Source organism: Aequorivita soesokkakensis, assembly GCF_001641085.1.
Taxonomy (GTDB): domain Bacteria; phylum Bacteroidota; class Bacteroidia; order Flavobacteriales; family Flavobacteriaceae; genus Aequorivita; species Aequorivita soesokkakensis.
In genome coordinates this window covers 127,442-151,657 of the sequence record NZ_LXIE01000050.1, presented here as the reverse complement: position 1 = coordinate 151,657, position 24,216 = coordinate 127,442, and the positions used below count along the sequence as shown (strand labels likewise).

General features: G+C 40.1%; 14 protein-coding genes. 9 read left to right on the top strand and 5 right to left on the bottom strand.

Annotated elements, in window-relative coordinates:
- Positions 1-586 precede the first annotated feature (586 nt).
- Positions 587-1,288, top strand: a complete 702-nt coding sequence (locus A7A78_RS14345) for a hypothetical protein (protein WP_068763159.1) — start codon at positions 587-589, stop codon at positions 1,286-1,288.
- A 336-nt stretch (positions 1,289-1,624) separates the two neighbouring features.
- On the opposite strand, the gene A7A78_RS14340 is transcribed toward A7A78_RS14345, so the two are convergent.
- Positions 1,625-3,046, bottom strand: coding sequence for an OmpA family protein (locus A7A78_RS14340; protein ID WP_068763158.1), 1,422 nt, complete (start codon positions 3,044-3,046; stop codon positions 1,625-1,627).
- Between the two features lie 282 nt (positions 3,047-3,328).
- On the opposite strand from A7A78_RS14340, the gene A7A78_RS14335 reads away from it, so the two are divergent.
- The 7 genes from A7A78_RS14335 (at position 3,329) to A7A78_RS14305 (ending at position 12,696) form a co-directional block, all read left to right on the top strand.
- Positions 3,329-4,777, top strand: coding sequence for a hypothetical protein (locus A7A78_RS14335; protein WP_068763157.1), 1,449 nt, complete (start codon positions 3,329-3,331; stop codon positions 4,775-4,777).
- A 4-nt stretch (positions 4,778-4,781) separates the two neighbouring features.
- Complete coding sequence (locus A7A78_RS14330) at positions 4,782-5,852, top strand: caspase family protein (RefSeq protein WP_068763156.1); 1,071 nt, start codon at positions 4,782-4,784, stop codon at positions 5,850-5,852.
- A gap of 3 nt (positions 5,853-5,855) precedes the next feature.
- Complete coding sequence (locus tag A7A78_RS14325; RefSeq protein ID WP_068763155.1) at positions 5,856-7,451, top strand: winged helix-turn-helix domain-containing protein; 1,596 nt, start codon at positions 5,856-5,858, stop codon at positions 7,449-7,451.
- Between the two features lie 46 nt (positions 7,452-7,497).
- Positions 7,498-8,316, top strand: a complete 819-nt coding sequence (locus A7A78_RS14320; RefSeq protein ID WP_068763154.1) for a cyclase family protein — start codon at positions 7,498-7,500, stop codon at positions 8,314-8,316.
- 86 nt (positions 8,317-8,402) lie between these two features.
- Complete coding sequence (locus tag A7A78_RS14315; protein WP_068763153.1) at positions 8,403-9,650, top strand: YCF48-related protein; 1,248 nt, start codon at positions 8,403-8,405, stop codon at positions 9,648-9,650.
- Positions 9,651-9,989: 339 nt separating this feature from the next.
- Entirely contained in the window at positions 9,990-10,370 is a 381-nt protein-coding gene (locus A7A78_RS14310; RefSeq protein WP_131811158.1) for a hypothetical protein, read from the top strand.
- Positions 10,371-10,527: 157 nt separating this feature from the next.
- On the top strand, positions 10,528-12,696 hold the full coding sequence (locus A7A78_RS14305; protein ID WP_094746164.1) for a S46 family peptidase: 2,169 nt from the start codon (positions 10,528-10,530) through the stop codon (positions 12,694-12,696).
- A 73-nt stretch (positions 12,697-12,769) separates the two neighbouring features.
- On the opposite strand, the gene A7A78_RS14300 is transcribed toward A7A78_RS14305, so the two are convergent.
- Together A7A78_RS14300 and A7A78_RS14295 are read right to left on the bottom strand one after the other, a co-directional pair.
- Positions 12,770-14,896, bottom strand: a complete 2,127-nt coding sequence (locus tag A7A78_RS14300) for a M3 family metallopeptidase (protein ID WP_068763150.1) — start codon at positions 14,894-14,896, stop codon at positions 12,770-12,772.
- A gap of 130 nt (positions 14,897-15,026) precedes the next feature.
- Complete coding sequence (locus A7A78_RS14295; protein WP_068763149.1) at positions 15,027-19,163, bottom strand: proprotein convertase P-domain-containing protein; 4,137 nt, start codon at positions 19,161-19,163, stop codon at positions 15,027-15,029.
- Between the two features lie 182 nt (positions 19,164-19,345).
- On the opposite strand from A7A78_RS14295, the gene A7A78_RS14290 reads away from it, so the two are divergent.
- On the top strand, positions 19,346-22,636 hold the full coding sequence (locus tag A7A78_RS14290) for a VCBS repeat-containing protein (protein ID WP_068763148.1): 3,291 nt from the start codon (positions 19,346-19,348) through the stop codon (positions 22,634-22,636).
- 2 nt (positions 22,637-22,638) lie between these two features.
- Here the strand turns inward: A7A78_RS14290 and A7A78_RS14285 are convergent, their stop codons facing one another.
- Together A7A78_RS14285 and yaaA are read right to left on the bottom strand one after the other, a co-directional pair.
- A complete protein-coding gene (locus A7A78_RS14285; RefSeq protein ID WP_068763147.1) occupies positions 22,639-23,298 on the bottom strand; it encodes a uracil-DNA glycosylase family protein in 660 nt (219 codons plus the stop codon).
- Between the two features lie 48 nt (positions 23,299-23,346).
- On the bottom strand, positions 23,347-24,108 hold the full coding sequence (yaaA, locus tag A7A78_RS14280; protein WP_068763146.1) for a peroxide stress protein YaaA: 762 nt from the start codon (positions 24,106-24,108) through the stop codon (positions 23,347-23,349).
- Between the last annotated feature and the right edge of the window lie 108 nt (positions 24,109-24,216).

Genomic DNA, 24,216 nt, shown 5'->3' with positions numbered 1-24,216 from the left:
AATTAAAAACCTTGTAAACATTTTACTTACAAAAATTAACCTTATCTTTAACAAGTCCTTCCTATGAATTGCTAATAAATGTTTAGTACTGTAAATAACGTTCACTTAACTTTTAGAAATAAAAAAACAAAATAGGATTTTATATTATGAGGCTCTGTTGGGTTTTGATGTAATTACCTTCTTTTATTCAAAAAAATTTTATACGTATACATTTATAAAAAAAAAATTAAAGACAACTGCTTCCTATCCACATTTATATCTTTCACTCACTGTAACTTTTTCAGTGAAGGTGTTCCGCCCCGCTTTTCAAATGTAACGATTCGTTATTTACCCCCACCTTACATCGGGTATATCTCGGAGGTATTCAGAGGTTATCTCTGATCAAGGCAATTGACTCCAGTAAATATTAATACGCATAAGTCTATAAAAAGTACTTTTATGCTAATAACCTAAAGTCTCTATTTGAGATTAGCAACCTTATCAATTTTACAAAAACCCAATATCAGTATTAACGGTTTTACCCAGTTTTTTAAAAAGCGTATTATCCCTACTTTTACCCAATGAATATATTCCCTTTGTTTCAATAATGAAAAACCCTTCCTCTGCTCCATCTCAAATTGAAGAAGTCACAAGTTTTGAAGCGCTATTGGCTGCTCCATTTCTGGGGGAAATAAATGCAATTTGTTGGCACCGTAAGTTGATAGGGGATTTTTCTGAAATTGCCAATAAGCTAGTCTGTGCTGGAACTATGGCGACCATTCCTCCAAAGAAACTGCTGGAACTTCAGTTGAGTGAACAAGGAAGGCTTGCTCGGGAGGTACTTTTAAACGACTTGAAACTATTGGAAGCCTATGGGGCAGCACCCGTTCTAAATGTGATTAATCATTATGAGCGGGATGCGGATTTTCCGTTGCTTCCCACGGATGTTTATTCTTATCACGTAGATAGGTCGCCTATACCAACATCTACTTTTTTATGCACGTATTACGGTGCGGCAAGTGATATCCTTCCAAATTCGCAAGCCATTCAAAAAGTGCTTGTTCCCGAAATACGCGCTGAACTCAAAGTATTATACGATGGCGAAGAAGGCGCAGGTTTTGAAGCCTTTTTAAAGGAATACTTTTTTGACTTACACTACCAAGCCACCCCAAATGCACAGCCCATCAACTTAGGGGTTGGCAATTTATGGCGGTTGGCTGTGGATTATCCAGAAAGTAAGGTGCTACCGTGCGTGCACCGTGCCCCTATGGAAAAAGCAGGGGAACGGCGGTTGTTGTTGATTTGTTAGTTGGATTGTTTATTGTTCATTGTTTATTGTTTACGGGAAGGTAGAAAGAACTCAAAAAGAGCCAAGAGCCAATTAACAATTCAATAAATCAACACCTCAACATTTCTTCCAATTCATTATCTTTACTTTTTCAAATCTTTAAAACCGTTTTATTATGGGTGTAGGAAATCTATTTGTTGCCACCGTTGTTTTGTTTTTGGCGCTGTTTGTTATAAGCTATATACAGGAACGGTCTAAGTAATTTAGCTTTTGCGTTTGCCGAATTGAATACAAGGAAGCGCTTAGCGATGAGGAATTAGCGAAGCGCCAAGAGCTAATAGCGACAAAGTAATACCCTTATTCAACTACCTTAATCTCCACACGTCTGTTTAGCGCTTTGCCTGATTCGGTTTTGTTGCTGGCTACAGGACTGGACTCTCCCATTCCCTGTGTTTGGATGTTCAACACATTAATTTTCTTTTCTTGAAGCCAGTTTAAAACTCCTTTTGCCCTGCGTTGCGATAAATCCTTATTGTATGCATCATCGCCTTCAGAGTCGGTATGGCCTATTATCTCTAATTTTAAATTAGGGTTGTTCTTAATAAAATTTCCTAATTGTTCCAAGGTTGCATGCGATTCTTGCTTGGGAACATCCTTGCCCGTATCAAATAAGATTCCGTACAAATTCACGAAGCCTTTTTCCTTTATTTCTTCGTCTAAATAGTTTTCAGACTCTGCCTCTTTTATCTTTAGAATAATGGTTAGCTGCTTTGTTTCATCACGCTTCAGTTCAAAATTTACGTTTTCGGTTTCGTAGCCTTTTTTGCCGGCGCTAACGTTTATCATTCCCACGGGCACTCCTTCCAGATTAAAGGTGCCATCTTCTTTTGTAAGGTTTTCCTTTAACCCATTGGCAGAAACCAAAACATCTTTTAGCAGCTTGTTTTGTTCGTCTTTTACCACGCCTTTAATACTGCCCGTACAATTGTATTCTTCCTTGGGGTTTATTAAAACTTGAACAAAATCTATGGCAAAACCATCTCCTGCTCCCGTTACGGGGTCGTCTATCATAATATTTATAGCCCCTTCCTTAAACAAATAAAGGTCTTCGGGCAAAATGCCAACTTGCACCAATTTGCCCACAGGACCCGTCTGGTTTAAATTGTTTAGAATGGGCTCTATATAAGTAAGCCGTTTGTCATTGATGTAAAACTGAAATGAGGTTTTCCAAACAGGAGCCTGAAAATCATCCAGCATCAATTGTAAAACCACTTCGTTAATGGTCACTGTGGGTTTTTTATAGTCCATTTTTATCGGCACTGGAGTGTTATTCGGTTTTGATGTCGTGGAGGTATAACCATCCTTTTTCCCGGATTGATAACTACTTACCACCATAATGCGATCAGTACCCAAATGGTCCTTTTTATCTACCGGCCAAGGAAATCTGTGCCTTCTTGTATTTTGACCACAAAATGGATCAAACCCCTTATCCCAGCCAAAGCCAAGGTTGTCTACATCGCCTACGCGTATTTGTATGGCCGCTTTATTCCCGGTAGTTGTGTAAAAATATTGCGCTGTTAGGGAGGAATCACCTACTTTTTCAGCGCTGCTTTCTTCGTTATCTTTATTTGAAGTTGCATTGCTATTTGCCGTTTCCGTGCCTTTATCGGCATTTGTAACATCCACAGTTGTATCTGTTTTTTTCTCTTTGGTTTCTTGGCAAGAAAAAGTCAGTGCCAATACGAAGAATGTGAGCACACTAAACGTTAAGTTTTTCATCTGTGGAATGTTTCCACTAAAATAATTAATTTTTATTAACGAAACAGTATCAAGGCTGTAGGCTGTAAACTTTAGGCTAAAGACTAAAATACTTTCAACTTTATACTTTAAAATTTAAGCTTTCAACTTTAAACTTTACCAAAAGGAATCCGCTTTTTGACTAGATACTTCATAAACCCACAACCTATAACTGTAACACCAATCCAATGAATTAGTTACAAAAAATTCATATATTTGAGTTCCCTCCCCCGCAAATACAAACTTTCTTAATCCCTTTTAAACATGGAACTAAAAGAATTCGTAGTTAATGTTGGGCCGCACGGCACCTTTAGACCCTCGGGAAAATACCAAACTACTACCCAGGATATTGATGAAATATTCCAAAAATTTCGAGCAGACAAGCCTGAAAAAATAACCATCTTTTTTCACGGAGGCCTGGTAAATGAGGAGGCCGGTATTGAAACCGCCCTTAAAATGGCTACCCATTTTAAGAATGATAACCATGCGCCCCTTTGTTTTGTATGGGAAACTGGCTTTTCAGAAACCCTAAAGGCAAACATTTCCAAAATTGCAAGTACCGAAATCTTTAATAAATTAGTGAAGGTGTTGGTGAAAAAGCTATCGGAAAAACTGGGCTTCGATTTTGCCGACGGAAGGGGTGCAGGGCAATCCTTGCCAGATGCAGTTATTGAAAACGAATTAAACAAGGAAGTTCCCTTTGAAAATTTTGACCAAGATTTTCTCGATAAAAACAACAGAGGGCCAGCAGCTATAACCGCCCTGCCAGACAACGAGCACAGGTATGAGCTTGAACTGCAAGCTGAGTTCAGGCAGTTGATAGAACCGGACTATGAGTTTATGCAGGCCATTGAAAAGCACAAATTTACAGGGCAGGACCAAACTGAGGAAAATATAGGTGGGCGTGGTATTATCTCTTCGGCACTCTTTATTAAAAGTGTGGCCCAAATTGCCTTTAAGGTTATTAAACGTTTTATCACAAAACGCGATCACGGTTTTTATCCAACCATTATAGAGGAAATTCTTCGGAAACTTTACATAGCCGAAGTTGGCGCTTGGGTGTGGAACGAAATGAAGGTGAAAAGCCAGGATATGTGGGGCGATAACGCCTTGCGGTCTAATCTAAATATGTTTGCGGGGACCTATGTGTTGGAAAAACTGATAGCCCACAAAAAACAATTCCCAGAGGTGCAGATAAATTTGGTGGGGCACAGTGCAGGCTCAATTGCTATCTGCAATCTGCTGCAAGCTACCGTTGAGAGGGACAGCAACTTTACTTATAACAAAATCGCCTTTATGGCTCCCGCCTGTAGGGTGGATTTGTTTGTTGAAAAGCTCATTGCGAATTCCAGCAAGTTTAAAGAGTTCAAAATGTATACTATGGCAGACGCCTTTGAAAAGAAGGACCGGATGGTTCCTTATTTTTATACCCATTCGTTGCTCTACTTAATTTCCGGAATATTGGAGAATGAGGGGAAAGATTACGACAGTTATATTTTGGGAATGGAACGTTATCTTCTTTCGGAAAAACCCTATCATGAAGCGGTGGAACTAAAAGCGGTTATTGCGTATTTATCCAATATTGAAAACAGTGTGGTCTATTCTAAAAGCGATGTTGGCTCGGCCATTGGCCTACAAACGGAATCCCTTAGTCACGGTGGCTTTGACGACGACCCTGCCACCATTAAAAGCGTATTGCACTTTTTAAAATAAGCCCATGATGGATCAAGACTTTGCCTTAATAATTGGGATCAATAATTATACGCCTGTTGAAAATAGGGGCTTGAGAACCCTACACGGTGCTATTAACGATGCCAATGCTTTTGAAAAGTGGGTCTTGGACCCCAAGGGCGGCAATATTCCCGAAGCAAATTGTTTTAAAATAACTTCCACAGAAACTCCCTTAAACCCCATACAGGACCAGATTGACGAAGCTGCCGTTGCTATTTTGGACGAGGCTGTTAAAAATCCAGAGGGCTGTAGGCGGTTGTATTTTTATTTTGCGGGACACGGTCTCGGGGTTCAGTTTGATGAAAAAAACACCGCATTATGTCTGTCTAAATGGTCTGATACCAGAAGGAATACCGCTCTTTCCTCTTCCAAATATGAAGATGTGCTTGTTCGGTATGGTGCTTTTAAGGAGATTATTTTTTTAATGGATTGCTGCCGAAATACAAAAATAAATGTGCAGCCATTGCAGCCTACATTTGATACTTCCTTTTCAGGAGACACTGTTGGGGCTACCAATGTTTTTACTGCCTATGCAACCCTCTATCAAGACCAATCATTTGAGGTGGACGTTATTTCCAATGCAAACCCAGTTGATTTAACCGATGTGGATTCCCTGACCCGTGCCGAAAAAAGAGGTGTTTTTACCAAGGTATTATTAGAAGCACTACAGGGTGGGGCTGCCGATGAACAAGGCATAATAAACGCAGACCGTTTGAGGGATTATTTACAGCAACAAATTCCGCCCTTGGCAAATAAGCACGGCTATAAACAAACCCCCCAGATAAAACACACCTTTGGCGCCAACATCCCTTTGTTCCAATTGAACGTAATAACCGGGGAAGTGGATTGCACTATACAGATAGCTAGCAGTATTAAAAATGAAATTGAACTGTTTAGTAACAAAGGGCTGGAAAAGATCTTTAATCCGATGGATTCTGAAACCATTGCTATAAAATTGCTTCCGGGCGATTACTTTATAAAAGAGAAGGACACTTCAAAAGTGTTGCTGTTTAAGGTGCTCGCAAACGGAAAGGACCAAAACTTTAAATTTTTATAGAAAATGGAACATCTTATAAAAATAACAGTATCCGCTAATTATACGTATCTAATCACCATTGAATTGTTTGATAGCAACAACCGTACAATAGCTCCAGAATCCAGAAGCGATTTAGTGGATATTTATTTTAAGCAATACCCAGGCATCTATAAATTACGGGTTACCTTAAATGGAGCCGTTCAAGATGAGGTGTTCTTTTTGGACACTGATAAGAATTTTTTTGTGGGCAGTCCCAATGAATGGGGTGTTTCTGCATCAACAATAGTAATAAGCCCGCCCACCCAATTTACGGCCGCAACCTTAGGGGAAGCCTACGGATCTTCGCACGAATATTACACTTATCCTTCCATAGACCATAGCCAAGTAGGCACCAATCCCGTAGAATCAAATAGCCTGGAAAATAATTCCCTTTACATCTTTTTGAGATTTTCTTCCAGGGAAATGTATGATATTTACAAACAGCAGACAGATTCCCCCATTCTCTTTCAATTTAAACTGGTGGATGAAACGGGATATTTAATCTATGATTTCAATGATAAATCAAAGGTCGCTTTCGATCTAGATTTTGGCTGGTTGGCTTTTAATATGATGCTTCCCAATGGGCTTTATTATTTAATCTACAGTGGGAAAGATGCCAGACAAATACCCATATATGTTTTTAAGGACTGGCACACCCAGTTCTTTATGATGCTTGCGAGGGAACCGCAATTTGGTTCCATTAGAACCTTTTTATCGCCGGAAAGAAGATTTATACCTGATAGCTTTGACCATAAATATATTGACACTCTTCTGGATGCGCTGCAAAACAATGATTATTCCTTAGAGGGAAACACCATCAATATCGCGGCGCGCAACAAGTTTGAATCGCCTATGTTAGGACTTTTGTGCAGTTACCTATATCTTAAAGGGGATAGCCATAAAAATGATTCGCTTTTTAATATTATGGTAAACAATATTAAGAACGTAATTCTTAAAGACAACACCGAAGCACCAGATTTAATAGCGCTTGAAGTGATTTTAAACTCACACGTTCGAAGTAGGGACGCAAAACATTTTACAATCCCCAACCCGCCCATGTTTAGAATTGGTTTTGAAGCCATTTTACAGGAATCGTTATTGGATGACAAGCTAATTCCCATTTTATCCATGAATGATTATATATCAGAAAACCTGTTTTACGACTCTCCCTATACCACTTTCAAGCCTGTAGATTTTAAAAAAATCAATACGCTCAAGTCAAGCCATGATAAAAACGTAAAGGATTTTATGAAGGAAAAAAGTGCTTCAATAGATCCGTCAACAGCCACTGAAGGGCCCACGCGTTCGGGCGGCTCCCCTATGAAACCCGACAGTCCATTTGAGGAAAAGTATTTTGACTCAAAATTAAATGAATTGTTGGAAGCCGAGGTATTGTCAAAAATTTCAAATGCCGACAACCCACATTTGGAGGATAGTTGGCTAAAAAGTTCAGTTGCTGAAATAATAAGAGAGGAAAGTGATTTAAGTATGATCGCTATTTCTGAAAGACTGGGTATTTCCAAAAATACGGTGATGCGCATTTTGATTGAACTGTCCGTTGAAACCCGGGAATTGGAATAAATAGCTACCGCAGCATTAATTTAACCCTAGAAATAAGTCATCCATTATGAAAAACATATTGCTTTTTATAACCATCGCTCTCCTTGTTTTGGGCTGTCAAAATAATTCGACAGTAAAGAATATAGTTTCTGAAGAAGGTCCAAAACCTTTTCCAAATGGAAAGATAATAGACCTAACGCATACTTTTTCAAGAGAGTCTATTTATTGGGTTACCGCCAAGGAATTTGAATTAGACACCGTAGCCTATGGCGATACCGATAATGGGTTTTTCTATTCCGCAAACAATTTTACCACAGCGGAACACGGCGGCACCCATATTGACGCTCCTATACATTTTGCCAAAAACGCCCAAACCGTAGATGAAATTCCCCTTGAAAATTTGATAGGATCTGCCATAAAAATAGTTGTTTCCGAAAAGGCACTAAAAAACCCGGATTACCTGATAAGCGTTGAAGATTTTACAGATTGGGAAAATACAAACGGCAAAATTCCCGACGGCAGTATTGTCTTGCTTGAAACCGGATATTCCACATTCTATCCCGACAAAATAAAATATCTGGGAACAGACGAGCGCGGGCCCGATGCCGTGGCAAAGCTACATTTTCCCGGTCTTTCCCCAGAGGCTGCAAAATGGTTGGTAAACAATAGGAACATCCATGCCATTGGTTTGGACACGCCGAGCATAGATTTTGGCCAATCGAAGCTTTTTGAGAGCCATGTAACCTTGCTTTCCAAAAACATCCCCGCTTTTGAAAATGTAACGAATCTTGATAAACTCCCCATTAAAGGTTTTTCCGTAATTGCCCTGCCCATGAAAATTAAAGGGGGTAGCGGCGGCCCACTGCGGATTGTTGCAATACTTTGAAATGGTTTAATATTCTAATTGGTATTGTATGCTATATTTACTAATTAAAAATAAACTTGTATTTTTCGCATTAGAAAATAAAGATTATGAAAATTAGAATCCTTCTTACACTTATAGCTTTTTCAACAATATCATTCTTCACAGCCGCTCAACCAACTTGGAAAGCTTTGGACAATGCGCCAAGTGGACTCGGAAGATTTGACGATATATTTTTTCTAAACGAACAATTGGGTTGGGCTGCAAACGGACCTTCGGGCTTGGTATTTAAAACTACTGATGGAGGACAAACCTGGGAGCAACAATTGGAACTATTCTCCTACTTTCGAAATATTGAGTTTATTGATGAAAATATAGGCCTTTTGGGAACCCTTGACGGGGTTTTCTACAGAACTGCAGATGGAGGCGAAAATTGGCAGGAAGTATTTATGTCCACCAATCCCGATGCCATCTGTGGTATTGATGCCGTAGGAGAAAACACCGTATATGGCTGTGGCGCTTGGTTTACGCCAGCCTATTTTATTAAAAGCACAGACGCAGGCGTTTCTTGGGAATATACAGATATGAGCGATTATGCAACTGCGCTAGTAGAGGTTCTTTTTGTTGACGAGCAATTTGGCTATGCCTCGGGGCAAAATGAAGATGGTGGAATTATCCTTAGAACCGAGGATGGAGGTGAAAACTGGGAAGAAATCTATAATTCAGGGAATGCTGGGGAATATGTGTGGAAACTACAGTTAATGGAAAACAATACTTTTATTTACGGTTCCGTGGAATCGGGATTTCAAGGAAAATTAATCAAGTCATTCGATTCCGGCGCTACTTGGGAAGAAAAAAACTTTCCCGACCCAAGCGTGCAGGGTATTGGCTTTGTTAGCCCTACACATGGTTGGATGGGCGGCCACAACAGCGGTTTTTATGAAACCACCGATGGAGGAAATACTTGGACAGATATAGGGCTTGGCTTTAACCTAAACAGGTTTTTAATCTTTAATGACCACTTTGGATATGCCTCGGGGGAAACTATCTATAAATTTGAAGACGAACTTTCGGTTAGTGATTTTTCCGATGAACGCAGCGAAGATATTTCAATAACAATTGCCCCAATGCCCATAAAAGAAAAGCTGAACATTTCTATAGACTTTACGCATATTGACAATCTGTTGATTGAAGTTTATGATATGACCGGAAAACGTTTAGAAAGCTTAATGCGCGACAGAATTGCCGCAGCAGGCACAAAGCATTATTCTTTTGACTTTCCATACGCTGCAGGTACTTATTTAATAAATTTTCAGACCAACAATGGTCGCCGATCCCATACGGTTATAAAAGAATAGACAACCATTATCATAGAATGTACCAGGGTTATTCTTTAATGCCCATTAAATCAAATATGTGAAATTATTTAACATTCTGTTAAATTACTTATGCTTTTAATCGATTATTTATTACATTTTAACGGATAAATTAAATATTATATTTATATTTGGTCACTAACCCCAAATTTAAATATTATGAAATCAAAACTACTTATCCTACTTGTAGGTTTTACAGTCTTACTTAGTTGCTCCAAAGAATCGGATCTGGAACTATTTCAAAAAAACAACGCTGAAGATGCTTTAGACAGTAGAGAAGAACCGATTCCAGGTGCTGAGATTTGTACCCAAGTGGATCTTATGGCCGGACAGCATTATGACTCTGGAAATGTAGAAGTAGCTATTGACGGAGAAAACCTATTGGTCACTTATACTATGGAAGGCGATTGGGTATTAAACGCTACACATCTTTTTGTTGGTGAATGCTCGGAAAGACCCGCCAACAAATCAGGAAATCCAAAAATAGGGCATTTTCCATATGCAGCCACACATGCCCAAGGAACCACAAGCTATACCTATAGTATTCCAATTGCATCTTTACCAAATTGCCTCTGTATTGCTGCCCATGCAGAAGTGAGCGGCCCTTCAGGAAACGAAACAGCCTGGGGTGCAGGCCTTCCTTATGGCGGAAACAGCTGGGCAATGTATTTTGAATACTGTCTAGATCAGTGCGGCTCATAACAAAACCCACATTTATATTTAACAAAGAAGTCCGATTTTAAATAAGTCGGGCTTCTTTCATTTTACAAAACTACCATATTAGGTTCCCGATTGTTTATTTAACCGATATAAAATTTTACTATTTAGTATATTGCAGGAATTCTAAATTAATCAGCAAATGAAATTATTCCGCCTACTCTTTATCTTTTTATCCCTACCCCTATTCGCCCAACAAGGCGGCATGTGGATTCCTTCACTTTTGGAGGGAATGAACGAAACTGAAATGACCAACCTCGGCATGAAAATGACCGCCAAGGATATTTATGACGTTAACAATGCGAGCCTTAAAGATGCCGTACCACACTTCAACGGGGGCTGTACTTCCGAAGTAATCAGCAACCAGGGACTTTTACTTACCAACCATCATTGTGGTTATTCACAAATCCAAAGACATTCCTCATTAGAAAATGACTATCTGCAGGATGGTTTTTGGGCGATGAGCTTAAAAGAAGAACTTCCCAATCCCGGGGTTACCGCAAGTTTTATGGTTCGTATTGAAGACGTCACAAACCAAGTAATGAATGGAATTACCGAAGCAATGACTGAAGCGGACAAACAAAAAAAGATAGAGGAAAACATCGCCAATGTGGTACAGACTTCGCCAAAAGAAGCTTGGCAGGAAAACCGTGTGCGCACCTTTTATGAAGGCAACCAATATATGCTCTTTGTAGTGGAAACCTTTAAGGATATACGTTTGGTGGGCGCGCCACCTTCCTCTATTGGGAAGTTTGGTAGCGATACCGATAACTGGATATGGCCAAGACATACAGGCGATTTCTCCCTTTTCAGAATTTATGCCGACAAGAATAACCGTCCCGCAGAATATTCCGCAGATAACGTGCCCTACACCCCAAAACACTTTCTACCCATTTCATTGGACGGTGTAGCCGAAAACGATTTCACCTTGGTTTTCGGTTATCCCGGAACAACCGATGAATATTTGCCGTCCATAGCCATTGAGCAGGTTGTAAACACCATCAATCCAGCACGTATTGCCATTCGCGATGCAGCCTTGGCCATACAGGATAAATATATGCGTGCCGATCCGCAGATAAAGATTCAATATGCTTCAAAATACGCCCGTATTGCCAACTACTGGAAAAAATGGAAAGGCGAAACCCTCGGTTTGACAAAAAGTAACGCCGTAGGAATTAAGAAGCAACAAGAAACTGCACTTACTTCAGAAATTAATAAAAAAGGGAAACAACAGGAATTCGGGCAGTTATTGCCAAAATTTGAACAATATTATAGTGAAATTGAACCCTATTCCCTCGCCCGTGAATACTTTCTTGAAACTGTATTGCGAAATGTGGAATTGCTGAAAACAGCATATCAAACCTACCAACTGAAACAGGTTTATGAAAACCGTGGCGCCCAATCTTTTGAAGACCGCAGAAACAATTTAGTGACATCCTTGGAAGGCCAATATAAGGACTACAGCAAACAAGTGGACAAAGAGGTTTTTGAAGCTTTAATTGCACTGTATGCGAAAAACGTTCCCGCTCAATTTTTGCCTGCTTCATTTAAGAACATGAACACAGAGACTGTAACCGAAAACATCTATAAAAACTCTGCTTTTGTAGATTATGCATCCGTAAAAAACTTACTCACCGGCGATGCCGAAACGGTTGTTGCAAAATTGAACGGCGACCCGGGCTATCAAATGGTGAAGGAAATGGCGGATGCTTATTTTGATAAGGTTGCGCCTAAATATGAAGAACTGGAATTGAACATTTCAGGTCTGGAGCGCGATTATATGAAAGCTTTGTTGGAATTAAGCCCAAAAGACGCACGTATTTTTCCAAACGCCAATAGCACCTTGCGAGTAACTTATGGGAAAGTTGCGGGATACTCTCCAGCCGATGCCATTTATTACGAACCCGTAACCCATCTTGAAGGCGTAATGCAGAAATACGTTCCCGGCGATTATGAATTTGACGTTCCCAAAAAACTGATTGATCTATACAAAGCCAAAGACTACGGCCAATATGGGGAGGACGGAAAGATGCCAATTAACTTTATAGGAACAAATCACACTACTGGTGGAAATTCTGGTAGCCCAGCCATTGACGCCGAAGGAAATTTAATAGGCCTAAATTTTGACCGCGTTTGGGAGGGCACCATGAGTGATTTATATTATGACCCTGCCCTTTCCCGCAACATTATGGTGGATATCCGCTATGTGCTTTTTATTATGGATAAGTACGCTGGCGCAAAGAATTTGATTAATGAGTTGAAACTTGTACACCCTAAAAAGGAAATGGGGAAAAGTAAAAAGAAGAAGTAACAAATAAATTTTAGCCACGAATTCACGAATATTTGTAAAAAATTATTTGTGAATTCGTGGCTAATTTCATTTTCTATTTCAACCCTCTCGCTTTTAGCATGGGTTCAATTTTAGGATCGCTACCGCGCCAATCTTTGTACATTTTTTCAAGTTCCAATGTATTTCCTTTGGAAAGAACCATATCGCGGAAACGTTGCCCATTCTCACGTGTTAAACCTCCATGGGTTTCAAACCAATTGTAGGCATCGTGATGGAGCATTTCGGTCCAGAGATAAGAATAATAACCAGCACCATAGCCACCCGCAAAAATATGGGAGAAATAAGTGGAACGATATCTAGGCGGGACCGCATGAACGGTGTCCACTTTTGTTCTTTTTAAAGCATCCGTTTCAAAGGCATTTACGTCTTCTATCTTTTTATCGGCTGAAACCATATGCCATTGCATATCCAAATTGGAAGCCGCCAAGTTTTCCGTTAGGCTATAGCCTTGGTTAAACGTACCGGAATTCTTTATTTTATCAATCAATGCCTGTGGAATCTGCTCTCCTGTTTTATAGTGGAGCGCATAGTTTTTCAGAATTTCTGGATACAGCGCCCAGTTTTCATTGAACTGTGAAGGAAACTCAACAAAATCACGAGACACAGCAGTTCCTGAAAGCGATGGATATTGCTGACTTGCGAAAAAGCCGTGCAGGGCGTGGCCGAACTCGTGGAACATGGTTTCTACTTCATCATAGGTCAATAAAGCAGGTTCATTGCCAGCGGGTTTTGGAATATTCATCACATTAAATATCACTGGCTTTTTATTGTACATCTTGGATTGGGTAACAAAATTGTCCATCCAAGCTCCCCCACTCTTACTGGGGCGTGCAAAATAATCTGTATAGAAAAGACCCAATGCTTCCCCGTTTTCTTCAAAAAGTTCGTAAACCTTTACGTCTTCCTGATATACTGGGATGTCCGTTCTTTCTTTATATGTGATGCCGTACAGTTTTTGGGCCGCATAGAAAACACCTTTTTCCAAAACATTTTTCAATTCGAAATAGGGTTTTATTTGGTTTTCGTCAAGATCGTATTTTTCCTTTCGAACCATTTCGGCATAATAGTTCCAATCCCAAGGTTCCAAGGTGAAATCCTGCCCTTTGGCTTTTATCATTTTTTGAATTTCATCTGATTCAGCTTGAGCTTTGGCAGTGGCTGCCGGAATAAGGCCGTTGAAGAATTTGTTTACATTTTCAGGAGTTTTTGCCATTGTTTTTTGAAGGCTCCATTCGGCATAATTGTTAAAGCCTAACAGTTTTGCTTTTTGGGCGCGTACTTCAACAATTTCCTTGATAATTTCCTGTGTATCATTTGCGCCTTGATCGGCTCTATGCCAAGCGGCCTTAAACAGTTTTTCCCTACTCGCCCTATTGTCCATAGATTGCAATAAGGGCTGTTGGGTAGTATTTTGAAGTGGGATTGTCCATCCTTTCCCATCCTTACTTTCCTTAGATTTTAGGAAATCTTCATCCACTCCAGCCAAGTCTTCTTTATTGGTAAAAGTTACCGCCCCGGCATTGTTTGCATCCAAAAGGGTTTTTCCGAATTTGGTGGTAAGGGTAGCCAATCTGGAATTGTAGTCTTTTAGTTTTTCTTTATCCTCGGCAGAAAGATTGGCTCCAGCTATTTCAAAATCTTCGTAATATTCTTCAAGCAATTTTAAGGATTCCGCATCAAGATTTAGGGATTCCTTTTTATTATATAAAGTCTGGAAGCGTAAGAACAATTTCTCGTTAAGATATATTTCATCATTTATAGCTGCAAATTTTGGTGCCATTTCCTCTTCCACCGCCTGAAGTGTTTCATTGGTATTTGCACCTGCAAGCGCATAAAATACCTGCGCGGTTCTATTTAAAAGCATTCCACTCTTCTCCAAGGCAATAACCGTATTTTCGAAAGTAGGCGCTTCTTCGGAATTGGCAATAGCCATTACCGCTTTTTGTTGCTGGGCAATTCCTTCAAGCATTGCGGGTTTAAAATCTTCGTCTTTAATTTTTGAAAAGTCCGGGGCACCATAAGGCAAGGTACTTTCGGAAAGTAGCGGGTTTTCGCTATTGGTCATTTGTTCTTCGGTTTTGTTTTGATTGTCTTTTTCTTTGGAATTGTTGCAGCCCATAAGAATTAGGGCGAACGCTAAAAAGGGAATTGCTTTTTTCATGCTATGGTAATTTTTTAATTGGATTGTAAAGATAAGGAATTAGTGTACTTTTTATCTTCAACGTTACAAAATCAAAAAACCCCCTCAGCAAAGCTGAAGGGGTTTTCCTTTTTGGTTGGTTATTTGGTGATTACTCTTTAATCAAGCGCTTCACAGTGCTTGCGTTGTCACCAATAATCTGAACAACATAAACTCCAGCGGCAAGGGATGAAACATCCACTGCTTTTTCAGCCTGCATATTGCGAAGGTCTGTCTGGTTCACTAGTTTTCCGTTTATGTCATAAATCATCATTTTCTCTAAAGAAATGTTGGTTCTGTTAACAAGGTTCACCACATTGGCAGCTGGGTTTGGATATAAAGCCACGCCAGTTTCCAATGAGTTTTGGTTCACGCCAAGAATTGATTCAATTGTAAGTTCAAAGTTACAGGTTGAAGTGTTTCCATACTCGTCAGTTGCAGTCATAGTGATAGTGTAAACACCATCAGACAATGCTGTACCTGGAGCAGGATCTTGGGTTGTGATTGTTACAGGATCTGTACAGTTGTCATCTGCAGTGGCTTCGCCAGTTGCAAAATAATCCGGTACAATGTAGAACAGGTTACCAGCTCCTGGATCAACAGTTTGATCTGCAGGACAAGTAATTTCTGGAGCCAATAGATCAACCACAGTTACGTTTGCAGAACAAGAAGCTAAGTTTCCACTAGCATCAGTTACAAAAACAGTAACAAGGATAGTTGTTCCTATGTCAGCACAACTAACTTCTGGAACATCTACAGCAGCAGTAGCAATACCGCAAGCTTCGTCCACACTGCTAATAATGTCATAAGGATCTATGGTAGCAGTACCGTCTGGGCCCAATTCAATAACAACATCAGTATTTGTGTTTGCATATGAATAAGTAATACCCCAAGCGTTAAGCGTTCCTGTATCACCACCTGCATTATCAGAAATTGTGATAGTCCAATCCCCAAGAGTGCTTTCACCGTTGAAAGCAGCAAGTGGGTTGTTAGGGCTGAAAGTTCCATCAATAGATGGTACACCCGAACCACACTGACCTTCAATTGGAAGAGCAGCAGCATCATCAAGAGTTGCAAGAATGTCATCTCCTGAACAGCCAACACCACCACCGGTTCCACCGATACGATCTACGATCATAACAGAAGTTCCCATAGGAGAGGTAATAGTAACATTTATATCACCAACCCAAGTATGAGTAATATCTAGGTCAATGTTTAAGTCATCTATAGTAACATCATCTGTTATGGAAATAGTTGAAGAAACACCAGCTGGGTCGTTATCTGGAATAGCCAATCCTGGGCTATCAGAAGCAGTTTCAGAAACTGTTGGTTCTGGACCACAAGTGATAACCGGAGCAGTAATGTCAAATACATTCACCACAGCAGTACAGGTAGAAGTGTTTCCGCTAGCATCAGTTACAGTAACCTCAACAAGGTTTTCGCCAAGATCTGCACAAGTGAAGTCTAGACCTCCACCGCCACCGCCTGTGGTATAAAGAATGTTACCGTTGAATACTCTTGGTTCAAAACCACCAGTGAATGGATAATCCATTCCACGTCCTTCGTAAAACTCAAGGTTAGCATCGGAAGCGAAAAGGTTTCCGGTAGTTGTACCATTAGTATATGAAAGGGTTCCGTTGTCAGTAGTAGTAACATAGAATGCAACTCTATCGCCAGCAGGAACCACAATTCCTAAGTCTAAATCCAATGAGGTTGGTAAACCAGCACCAGCAGATACAATACCTGTAAGAGTAGCTACCAAAGTCCAAGCAGAAGGATCGGTATTGAAACCTACCCAAGTACCTGTCTTGTAATATACTTCGAAATCATTGTCTGCACCAGTTGGAAGGTTAACATCGAATGAATCAATGGTAAGGTCATTAATTGCCATAACATCAAACATTGCTCCGTCAAGTCCGTTTCCACCAGCAAAGGTAGTAGTAAGAGTTTCCATAGTTCCACCACCAGCACCGCCAGCAGTAATAGTATATCCACAAGCTTCGTTAACACCAGTAACAAGATCGTTAGGATCTACACTGGCCATACCGTTAGCGTCAAGGAAAACATCAAGTCCACCGCCAGAAGTAGCTTCGTAGGTCAACAAGAAGTTGTCAACACCAGCTCCCCAAGCCCAGTCACCTTCGTCATCGTAAGTGTAACGTACTTGGAACGCAGCGTTTGCAAATGCAGAAACATCAATGTCTCCTGTATTTGTAGGTATAACATCCATATCATCGATAAACAATACTTGTTGCCAAGCAGCGCCATCCCAAACTTCAGCTTCCAATGTACCTGAGCCAATGAAATCCTGAATTGCATATTCAAAAGAAAGTTGAACGTTGCTTGCACCTGTAAGGTCATAAACTGGAGAAAGAAGTCTTACAAGGTTTACTTGTCCACTTCCAGCAGCATCATCATCAAAGATTGCAGCATTAGTTGCAAAGTTTGGACCAAGAGGCATAACGTTTGAACCAAAAGTCCAATCTGCAACACCTGATTCAATTACTGTTGACCAGCCAGCTGGTATAGAAGCGCCTTCAAAATCCTCAGACTCGCTGAAGCTTCCAAAACCTCCAACGCAGAATACCTCAGGAGCGGTAACGTCCTGAACCGTAACTGTAGAAGTACAAGTGCTTGAATTACCAGAGTTATCGGTAACAGTAAGAACCACTGTGTTTGGTCCTGTCATAGAACAATCGAAAGTTGAAATATCAAGAGTCATAGAAGCAATACCACAGTTGTCTGTAGAACCGTTGTCCACATCAGCACCAGTAATAGTTACGGTGCCAGTAACTGGGTCAAGATCTAAGGTAAGATCCTGGCATATTGCCACAGGAGCCTCGTTGTCAATTACGGTAACTGTAAAGTCACAGGTAGCGGTGTTTCCATCGCTGTCTGTTACGGATAGTGTTACAAGTGTATCACCTACTGGGAACGTGCTTCCACTTGGGTGTGTAGATACAATAGAGGAAGAGATGTTTCCATCTTCATCATCTAATGCAATAGCTACATAGTTTGCTACGCCACCGCAGGTACCGGCAGTATTGTTTATAACGATATCGCCAGGACAAACAATGCTTGGTGGATTACCAACAGTTGTAATTTCAGAAAAGTTTATGCAATAGCTCAACAATGATCCGCTATCCCCGCCACTATCATCACAGATGCTTAGGGTCCAGTTGCCGTTGATTGGCTCTCCTGCAAAAGTAGCTGCAAAAGTACCTCCTTGAGCTTGGAAAGTTCCGGTAAATGGAGCAGCACCAGTAGTAATGCTTGGCGCACCATCCATAAATACTGTGTTGGTATAGTTATCGCCACTGCCACCATTATCACTTGAAAGGTTTAGACTGGTTCCTGAAGGCGAAACCAACGTGATGTCCAAATCTGCATCCCAAGTATGGGTAAGGTTCAGTTCAACACTGTCTAGAGTATAATCGCCAGCACCAACTCCAATATTTCCAGTAGCGGAAACGTTAGCTGGTGAGGTAGTTGGACCACCAACACAAGGAGCACCACCAGTTCCTGTTACAGGAATTGGTTGTGGGTTACCAGTACCGCACACTGAAATAGGCGCAACAGCGCAATCGCCTGAAAGCAACATTACCGTGTCTCGTGGAACACCAAACGTCACAGATCCAGGAGCCCAACCGCCACCTGCATTATTGAATGCAGCCTGAGTACCAATTACGGTATCGGTTGCCAACCAGAATATATTATCAGCACCACTAGAATCTACACCATTTGATAAGCCAATCCAGTATTTTGTGCCTGCAACTCCACCTGGCAATGAAACACCGCTAGCTGAAAGGTTAAAAACACATTCCCGAATATCTCTTCCAAAGGCAGCTCCAATTATGTTTTGAGTAACGGGAACTTGCGCAGGCAATGTAAACAAAGCTGTTCCTGGAACACCTGCATTATCTGAATAAAAAGTAATATTTGCTGAAGTAATAGTATTAGGAGCAAATAAAACCAATGGCACCACAAAAGAGTTAGGAGAAAATATTTCTCCAGCCATTACATCAATATCATCTGCAGTTTGATGTAAAAATGAGCCATCAACACTATACCCATTTGGAGCTCCTGCTATAGGATGGGAATAATTACATGGAGCCATAATGAAATTTTGCAATACCCCATTTCCGTTTAACTGCAAATTGGGATGACTGCCCGTCGACACTAAATTATTAGTCTGGGAATACCCCACACCAATAATAAAGAGCATTAATAATAACGTAATTTTTTTCATAAATTGTTAATTTAAATTAATAGTTAAAAAGTGGTTAAAAATACCATAATTATTTCTTAATCGCAAAATTAAATTCAATGTATAAATTACCCGTTATTTGTTAAAAATTATAGCTTAAAAATATCTATTTTCGAACCCAAGCTTTTTATATATTTGTTTTTTAGACCATTAACCAAACCAATATGAAATCACCGTACTTCCTTATCGCACTTTCATTATTAACGTTCTCATGCTCAAAGACTGAGGAAAAGAAAAACACGTCAAAATACACAGATGACGCCACCACTTTATATTCAAAAATAACTCCGGAACAATCAAATATCCATTTTAAAAACTCGGTGGTTGAAACGATGGATTTTAACTTTTTGAACTACCCTTATATCTATACTGGAGCAGGGGTTGCTGTGGGCGATATTGACAATGACGGGCTGCAAGACGTTTATTTGGTTTCCAATTTCGGACCCAATAAATTGTATAAAAACAAAGGAAATCTAAATTTTGAAGATATAACAACAGCTTCAAAAACTGAGGATTACAATGGGTTTTCAACTGGAGTGACTATGCTGGACATCAATAATGATGGCTGGTTGGACATTTACGTTTCAAAAGCAGGCTCCCTAAATGATGACAATGCCCGCAGAAACCTTCTTTTTGTAAACAAACAGGATGGCACTTTTGCCGAAGAAGGAAAAAAATGGGGCTTGGACGATCCGGGCTACACCACCCAAGTGTATCAACTTGACTATGACAAGGACGGCGACCTTGACTTATATGTTGTAAACTATCGGTATGATTTTAAAAACAACACAAAGATAAGCGGGGAGATTCAACATCAAATTGAAGAAACCACCAGCGACCAACTTTACCGAAACGACGGCAGTATTTTCACAAAAGTAACGGGAGAAGCCGGAGTCTATAACAAATCTTGGGGCTTAGCTGCTGCGATTGGCGATTTTAACAACGACGGCTGGGATGATATATATGTTTCCAATGATTATTTGGAACCGGATATTATGTACATAAACCAGAAAGACGGCACTTTCAAAAATGAAATCAATAGCCGTATGAACCATATTTCCTTCAACAGTATGGGTTCAGACTATGCAGATTTGAACAACGATTTATACCCAGACCTCATCACGCTGGATATGGCCGCAGAAAATTACGCCCGTAGCAAACAGAATATGGCTTCTATGAGTACTTCCAATTTTATGTCGATGGTGAAAGTGGGCTACCACCACGCATATATGGCCAACTTGCTACAATACAATTTGGGTAATGGCAAGTTCACCGAAACGGCTCAATTTAGTGGTGTTGTAAAGACAGATTGGAGCTGGGCACCTCTCATTGCAGATTATGACAATGATGGTTTAAAAGATATATTCGTTTCAAACGGTGTTTATAAGGATTATACAAATCAGGATTTTAGAACACAAATTCGGGAGAAAAACGAGAAAGGCGAATCGATGACACTTGAAGCGGTTAATGATATGCTTCCTTCACAAAAACTGGATAACTATATATTTAAAAACAATGGCGACCTCACTTTCACCAAAATGATGAAAGATTGGGGGCTTGAAGACCCTTCCTTTTCAAATGGCGCGGCCTATGCCGATCTTGATAACGATGGCGATTTGGATTTGGTAGTAAACAATATAAACGACGAAATAGGGCTATACCGAAACAACGCAAACAGCAATTTCATTCAAGTGAAACTGAAAGGTCCACAAAGCAATCCTGTGGGAATTGGCGCTAAGGTTTACGTTAAAAAAGCCGATACTATTCAATATCAACAACTGTATCTTGCCCGCGGATTTGAATCATCGGTTACAGATGTTTTGCATTTTGGCCTTGGCAATAATAGCGATGTGGATGAAGTAGTGGTGCAATGGCCCGACGGGAAAGTATCTAAATTCCCAAATCCGGCAACCAACAAAATGCTCACTGCCGATTATAAAAGTGCGGGAACAGGCTCCGTGGCATATTTAAGCCCTACCTCCAAAAAATCCTCCATTGACCCGGCTAGCTTAGGAATCAGTTTTATCCATAAAGAGAATGATTTTGACGATTTTTCACTTCAGCTTTTAATTCCGCAAAAACAGTCCACAAAAGGAACGGGAATAGCTGTGGCAGATGTAAACGGTGATGGACTGGATGACTTTTTCGTAGGAAATGCCGCGGGCGCGGAAGCCGCTTCGTATATTCAAAAAACGGACGGTACTTTTACAAAAACCAACGAAGCGCTGTGGAAAAACAATGCAAAATTTGAAGATGCAAACGCAATCTTTTTTGATGCGGATGGGGATGGTGACCAAGATTTGTACGTAGCAAGCGCTGGTTATGAATTGGATGAAAACAGTCCGCTTCTGCAAGACAGATTATTTATGAATGATGGCAAAGGAAATTTCACCTATAAAAAAGAAGCGTTGCCAACTATGTTGGTATCCGGAAAAAGTGTTGTAGCAGCAGATTACGATGGCGATGGCGATATGGATTTGTTTGTGGGCGGAAATGTAGTTCCTAAAAAATACCCAACCACTCCCCGCTCTTTCCTTCTTAAAAACGAAAAAGGAATTTTTAAAGATGTAACGGACGAAAATCCTTCCCTAAAAAATATAGGAATGGTTTCAGACGCAGTGTTTACGGACTATGATAACGATAAAGATTTAGATCTTTTGGTAACTGGCGAATGGATGGGGCCAACTATTTTTAACAACACTAATGGTAAGTTTACCCACAATGATACAACTTCAGGCCTTGAAAAAACCGAAGGTTGGTGGTTTAGTATCAGTGCTGCAGATTTTGACGGCGATGGCGACGAGGATTACGTTTTTGGAAATATTGGCGGAAACAATAAGTTTCATCCTTCCGCAGAAAAACCACTATATATTTCGGCGAAAGATTTTGACAAAAACGGCAGTTTTGATGTTGCTATGAGCAAAATAAGCAACGGCAAAGTAGTGCCCGTTCGTGGCAAAGAATGCAGTAGCCAGCAAAACCCCTTCCTATTGGACAAAATTAAAACCTATAAAGAATTTTCCCAATTGGAATTTAAGGACATTTATGGCGAAGAAGAATTAAAAGATGCCTTTAAGCTTATTGCACATGATTTTGAAAGTATGTATGCGGAAAACCTGGGTGGCGGAAAATTCAAGGTTACAAACCTACCGCACGAAGCGCAACTGGGCCCAACACTTTCTTTTATACCGCGCGATTATAACAATGATGGCAATATGGACATTATGGGCGTGGGTGCCATTTATGATGCTGAGGTTGAAACCATTCGCTATGACAGTAATTACGGTTATGTATTGCTTGGAGATGGAAAAGGCAATTTTAAATATTCAAAAGAATACTTACCATTTATAGACAGCGATGCAAAAAATATGAAGGCCATTAAAATAAAAGGCAATGAAATGTTTATGGTTGTGAGCAACAATGCTCCTTTGCAGATTTTTAGTTTTAAATCGTAGGATTAGAAAAACGGACGGTATTGCTCTACCCGAAAATCTATCGTAGTTTTTTCGGGGAATTCGTCTTTCATTTTTTTATAAGCTGAAAGGCTACCCACAGCTCTATTTGCAGCTCCCGAGGGCGCAATTAATGAAACGGTTTTTACAATTCTGCCGTTTTCCGGAAGTTGGAATGTATGTATTCGCGGCACTTTGTTGGTAACCAATTTCAGGGAAATATTGTACTCCTTCAATTTTCTTCGGAAGAAATATTCTGAACCATTTTTACTGTTTCCGCCCGTGAAAAGCAGCGTATCAATCTTCGGGTTTTGCTGAAGTACGGCAACCAAATCTCGCAATTCCACTTCCAGCATACCAATATCTGAAGCATCTACTTTTTCTCTTTTGGCGGAAGCTACCATATCACAAATGCCAATACCTCTTTTTATTAAAAAATGTTCGCGTTGCTTTATGGCTTCGGCGGTGGTTTCAAATTTTAAATCGAGACCGAATATTTTATCCAAAATTAACCATAATTGTCCGTCGCGGCTGCCGTAACAAAAATCCACATCGCCCTCTTTCAATTCCCCGGTTGTGAAACGTGGTGGCGGAAGGGTTCCCACTATCAGTTTGGTTGCATTTTCGGGAATAAATGGCGGGTATGGGTGGATGTGGTGGAACAAATTTTAGATATCTAGATTATTAGATTTCTGGACACTTAGATTTTAGATTTATCGAATAAAAACAGGCTCAATCTCCTTTTCAGTATATTCTTCACTGAAACCATAACCATCATAATCAAAAGCTTTCAATTCATCCAAGGTTTTTACATTCTTATCAATCGCAAAACGGCTCATACTGCCACGTGCTTTTTTGGCGAAGAACGAAATTATTTTCAGTTTGCCATTTTTGAAATCTTTAAAAACTGGAGAAATAACGGGCACTTTCAATTTCTTTTCATCAATGGCATTGAAATATTCCACACTAGCAAGATTTAAGAAAAGCTCATCGTCTTCCAATTCATCATTCAAAGTTTCGGTAAGTGTTTTTTTCCAAAAGGAATACAAATCCTTTTTTCGGTTTATAGGGAGTTTGGTTCCCATTTCCAAGCGGTACGGCTGCATTAAATCCAAGGGACGCAACATTCCATACATCCCCGAAAGGATCCGCAGAGAATCCTGCAAAAGGTCAAGTTTTTCCGAAGGAATTGTGTAGGCATCCAGACCAATATAAACATCACCCGCAAAGGCATAAACAGCTGGACGTGCATTTTCTTTTGTAAAAGGAAGGGTGAACTCTTTATAACGCTGATAATTTAGCTCTGCAAGTTTATCACTAATGTCCATCAATTTGCCGATGACTTTTTTGCTTTTGTGTTCCAGTTTGGCGTTTATCATTGAAGCTTCCTCCAAAAACTTGGGTTGAGTTGCGCGGGTGGTGGGAAGTTTTGATTCAAAATCCAGCGTTTTTGCTGGGGAGATAACTATTTTCATTAACTTTTTCTTTGCTTCAAAAATAACGAAAACAATTCTGAATTCTGAATTCGGGATTCGTTGATTTGGGATTAGGGATTCTTACTTCGTATTTCTAATTTCCACTTT